The organism is Ruegeria sp. AF1 (assembly GCF_056542125.1).
Map to the genome: position 1 here is coordinate 1 of NZ_JBQFZG010000036.1, position 4,910 is coordinate 4,910.

Annotated in this window: 4 protein-coding genes; 3 read left to right on the forward strand and 1 reads right to left on the reverse strand. The window is 53.9% G+C overall.

Annotated elements, in window-relative coordinates:
• Window positions 1-77 precede the first annotated feature (77 nt).
• On the reverse strand, window positions 78-761 hold the full coding sequence (locus tag ACR0BK_RS20235) for a DnaA N-terminal domain-containing protein (RefSeq protein WP_480478067.1): 684 nt from the start codon (window positions 759-761) through the stop codon (window positions 78-80).
• A 469-nt stretch (window positions 762-1,230) separates the two neighbouring features.
• Between ACR0BK_RS20235 and ACR0BK_RS20240 the strand changes: the two genes are divergently transcribed.
• The 3 genes from ACR0BK_RS20240 to ACR0BK_RS20250 all read left to right on the forward strand — a co-directional run bounded on the left by ACR0BK_RS20240 (window position 1,231) and on the right by ACR0BK_RS20250 (window position 4,700).
• Window positions 1,231-2,538, forward strand: a complete 1,308-nt coding sequence (locus ACR0BK_RS20240; protein ID WP_480478066.1) for an AAA family ATPase — start codon at window positions 1,231-1,233, stop codon at window positions 2,536-2,538.
• A complete protein-coding gene (locus ACR0BK_RS20245; RefSeq protein WP_480556053.1) occupies window positions 2,535-3,644 on the forward strand; it encodes a ParB/RepB/Spo0J family partition protein in 1,110 nt (369 codons plus the stop codon). The genes ACR0BK_RS20240 and ACR0BK_RS20245 overlap by 4 nt, the downstream gene beginning before the upstream one ends.
• Window positions 3,645-4,367: 723 nt before the next feature.
• A complete protein-coding gene (locus ACR0BK_RS20250; protein ID WP_480478062.1) occupies window positions 4,368-4,700 on the forward strand; it encodes a YegP family protein in 333 nt (110 codons plus the stop codon).
• Window positions 4,701-4,910: the final 210 nt, after the last annotated feature.

Here is a 4,910-nt window from a genome sequence, read left to right on the forward strand (position 1 = left end):
GCTTCGATTGGGTATTCGTATCTGTTTCCCTGGTCAACTGAACGAGGAGATCCCGCAGGATACACAGCAAAAGTCAGTTATTCGGCAGCGTCCACGCGAACCGTCCTGATGCCCGGATCGACGCGGCTGTAGGCAGCCAACAGTCGCGCTGTCCACTTTTGCGAAATATAGTCGGCCATGAAGCGTGACGGCGCGACAAGAACAACGCGCCCCCCTGCCCTTTCTGCTTCGGACAGATGTTGAAACCAGCTGGCCCATAGTTCTGGATCGCGCCCGTGAAGAATCGCCTGAACCTGAGACCACACATCCCCTTCGGTGCTTTCCGGGGCATTTGGTTTGGTCGCGAAAGGAATAACATTCGTTTCAGGTTCTGGCACGTCGGTCATCCGGGCTTGAAAGTCTGTTCCGATAACAGGCCAAACCTCTTCGGTGTCTATCAGGATTTGTTTCAGGTCAATCTCGTACACAGCAACACGACCCCGCGCAGCAGGCCGTTTTACCGTTATCCAACCTAATGCGCGAAATCTGGACATTTCGCGCTTTACTGTTCTTTCGTTCACTGTCCACAGGCGCGCAATTTCTTCCCGCCCAATGGATAATTCGTTGTTACGCCAGTTATATCGGGTCGTAATCAACGCAATGATACGCAGAATACTTCGTTGCCGGTGCTTGTCGCCTGACAGCGCATGAACGGTCAGTGCGGACAGTATATCATATTTTAAAGCCGGCGCATTTCGCCCGACCGGTTTCGCAAGCTGCATACCCGTTCTCACCGCTCTGTCTGCCTCAGGCGGGTGTGTCCCGCCAATCTCGCGCCGTTTGCCAACGCTTTTCACCATCTTGGGATAATTAGCGTCCAAAGCTTCGATTCTGTCAAGAAGAGACTGGAACTTCGCCTGATCTTGTGCGGATCAATCTCAAAAAACTAAAAGAAATTTGGTGAAGTATTGGTGATGGGGGCCATTCTGGGTGTCCCCCTATCGGCCCTTTATGTCCCCCTATATGTAGCATTTCTTGCCAGAATGCCCCCCTATATACTGGTCGCCGGGGGCCTTCCGGGCCTTATGGTATTCACAGGGTCCGCCGAATCGCTTCGTAGGGTTTAAGGCCTTGTTTTCTTACCCACGGGTAAGAGTGCACCCTCATCATAATTTCTTTTGCGTAAAGTGCAAATCAGGCGTAAATAGGAAACGAGCAGAAATTTACGTTCCAAACTACGAGACCTGAGGCATGTACACGCACGAAGACCTGAACGCATTGCGCAATCAGTCCCTCAAATTGCAGGGCTGGATTCGCCAGCAGACCTTTAGCCCTGAGATGGAGAAAACGCTCCGCCGGTTTTCCAGTTGGGAGGTGTCCGAACTGATCTTCCGGGTTAACCAGTCGACCTTTCGCGGAAAGCTTGCAGCCGATCCTTCCCTGCCTGGCGGAGAAGTTGAGCCCGACGGGCGTCAGCGCTGGTTCAGCCTAGAAGAGGTGAATGAGCTGCGGCGACGGCTCAAGATTAATCGCAAGTCCCTGATGCCCCCTCGCCCTGAAGGCAAGCGCGCCATTCGTGCGGCTGTCGCAAACTTCAAGGGAGGCGCGGGAAAGTCGACCGTGGCGCTGCACCTCGCCCATGCGGCCGCCCTGGACGGGTATAGGGTCCTCGTGGTGGATTTCGACCCTCAGGCAACATTGAGCCATTCGATGGGCCTGACGGATGTGGCCGAAGACTACACGGTTTGGGGGATCATGGCGCGCGACCTCATTCGTGAGACAGAGCGCATGAATAACCGCCCCGCCGCTGCGGAATCGGGAACCACCCTGCCCCGCCGGGAGTTGCCGCCCGCGATAACGGACATGGGCCTTGGTGATCTGCGAATTGGTGATTTCATCAAGAAGACCTCTTGGTCGACGATCGATGCGATACCTTCCTGTGCGAACGCAGCCTTTGTTGAATTTGCGTCGGCCCAGTACCGGCACCTGAATCCCGAATGGTCCTTCTTTGCGTCGGTTTCCCGGTATCTGGATCAGATTCCTGATGATGCTTATGACCTCATTCTGTTCGATTGTCCGCCCGCAATCGGATACCAGTCTATGAATGCGGTCTTTGCCGCTGACATGCTTTATATCCCTTCTGGGCCCGGATATTGGGAGTATGACTCGACCACATCGTTCATCGGCCAGTTGGCAGAAGCGTTGGAAGATCTGGCTTATGGGTTCGACAAGACCTTACCCACGGGTAAGATTGGATTGCCCAAAACCTTCTGTGAGTTGCGGTTCCTGTTGACGCGGTATGAACCGGGCAATGCGCTCCATCTGGCGATGTTTGATGCCTTTAAGAAGGTCTTTGGCGAACATGTCGCTCAGCACCCGGTGGAAATGACCCGTGCGGTGGAGCAGTCGGGACGTTTTCTGAGTTCGGTTTACGAAATGGACTACCGCGAGATGACCCGCGAAACCTGGCGGCGTGCCCGCTCGACTTTTGACAATGTGTATGAGGAATTCCGGGGCGTAATGTTATCGGCCTGGGACAAGGTGGAGGATGACGCATGAGCCGCAAGCGGAGAATGTTCGATATTGACCTACCGGCTATGGATGACATTCCTGTTGGTAAAGTACCGGACAAAGTTTTTGAAAAACGACGCGGTCCAATGGCCGCGGCAATTTCGGAAAATGCCGACGCTTTACGTGATCAGCAATCGACGGAACAATCCATCCGCGCCGAAAACGACCGTCTTGCACATGAACTGGTTCGGCTGAGAGCCGAAGGTTTGGTGACAGAACGGGTGTTGCTGAATGACGTTGTCACAGAAAAACTGACGCGAGATCGCAAGCCAGGTCCTGATCCGGAACTGGATGAACTCAAAGATTCGATCCGGGACATCGGCTTGTCCAACCCGATCCGTCTGGAACGCAGGTCGGACGGGCTGTATGAATTGATCCAGGGTATGCGCCGTTTGTCCGCCTATCGTGCTTTGTACGATGAGACCGGGGACGAAACCTACGCCAGAATTCCAGCGGGGATTTCTGACGCGGGTGATCTGGACAACAGTTACCGGCGCATGGTTGACGAAAACCTGATCCGAAAGGATATCTCATTTGCGGAAATGGGCGCCCTCGCCCGTGCATATTCCGAAGACCCAGCGAATGACTGTCCGGATGTCGACAAAGCGGTTTCCACGCTGTTTAAGTCTGCCAGCTATACTAAGCGTAGCTATATCCGGTCTTTCGCCAGTTTGTTGCTGATGCTGGACAAAGTTCTGATCCACCCGAACGACATTCCGCGAAACGTGGGCGTTGAGCTAAAGCGCAAGTTCGACGCGACGCCGGGTCTGGTTCGCCAAGTGAGCGAGGCACTGAAGAGCGAGCCTGATCGGGATGGTACGCGCGAGGTTGCAATTCTCAGGTCATTTCTGGCCGAGCCAGAAGCAATGTCTTCAAGCAAGTCGGATGCAGTCAGCGCAGGTAAACCGCGCCGTGCGAAAACGACATTTCAGGTCTCGGGTAGGGCTGGGATCGCAAAATGCGCTGCCTCAAGTGGACGGATCGAGATCCGGTATGATCTGGATTTCACACGCGTTGATCGAAGCAAGCTGGAAGCGGCGATTGCCGCGCTGATCGATGCGCTTCCCGAAGAAGACGACCTTACCCACGGGTAAGATCATGGGCCAACAAAGCGGGAAAAGGCGTCGGAAAAGTTCCGGCGCCTTTTTTTTGGCGCGCTGGGGCAGGGGGCTTGTTGGCATCGTCGGATACATCGCCTGTCCAAGCTGAACCGGACGTCACGGGCACTGAAGCGAACAAAGCAACCGACATGTTAAGACTTGTTCTTAAGTCGAGTTCGAGATTTCCCAAGATATCGAAATTTTGCAAAAGGAGTTTTATAGCATTTACGGCCGTCCAGTCGGAAACTAGAGGTGGCGCGGAGGCGTCGCGCTTTCACCGCTGACCAGCAGAACGCAACCCTTGAAACACAGTACAAGCATCAAAGCAGGGTTTGCAGCTGTTCATCTTTCAGGCGCAAATTACACTATATATAGGTATCAGGTACAGTTCTTTTACAAAATATGCTAAGACCCTTGGCTTAGCGGACTGAACAGAAGTTGCTTATCCAAAGTGCTGCGGAACGGACTTTGTTCGTGGTTCTGAGGCAACTAAATGCGTCCCACGACATCAGTTCTGACCAAATGACCACCGGCACCTTCGGGTGCCAGCTTTACCACGGTAACAGCTGAAAAATCTTAGGAAGCAAGGCTAAGGAGAAGGGGAGGGGGGGCTTGATCTGAGCAGATAACACGCCTCATCTTTTTTCTTGAGGCGTTTGTATAATTATAGGAATGTATTCGAAAAAATCGAAAGCAGAACAGAGGAGTAGGCGTCAAATGGCCGGGAAGTTCGAAATATACAAAGACAAGGCCGGGGAATTTCGGTTTCGTCTGAAAGCCGGGAATGGTGAAATCATTCTGGCCAGTGAAGGATATGTTCAAAAGGCAAGTGCCACGAACGGGATCGAGTCAGTCAAGAAGAACGCACCGGATGACGAGCGGTATGAACGCAAGGAAACCAAGTCCGGCGGTCACATGTTCAATTTGAAGGCCAGCAACGGGCAGGTCATCGGCACCAGCGAGAGCTATACCAGCGCTTCTGGGCGGGATAACGGGATCGAGTCGGTCAAGCGGAACGCACCGGACGCACGTGTCGACGACCTGACCTAACTTGGCGCGGTAACGCCCTGCCACTCCTATAGGTGCAAACTGCGACGCCGGGATGCGTGGACGCATCTCGGGTAACTCGACTTCGCCACCGAGGCCGTTTGCCCGGGATTGCCGTTACCTACGCGAGTTCAGTCAAGGAATCCGCACCTGCCCTTGTATCCGAAGTCTTTAGGGTCGCAGAAAATACCCCGACTGAGCCGGGGTCTTTTA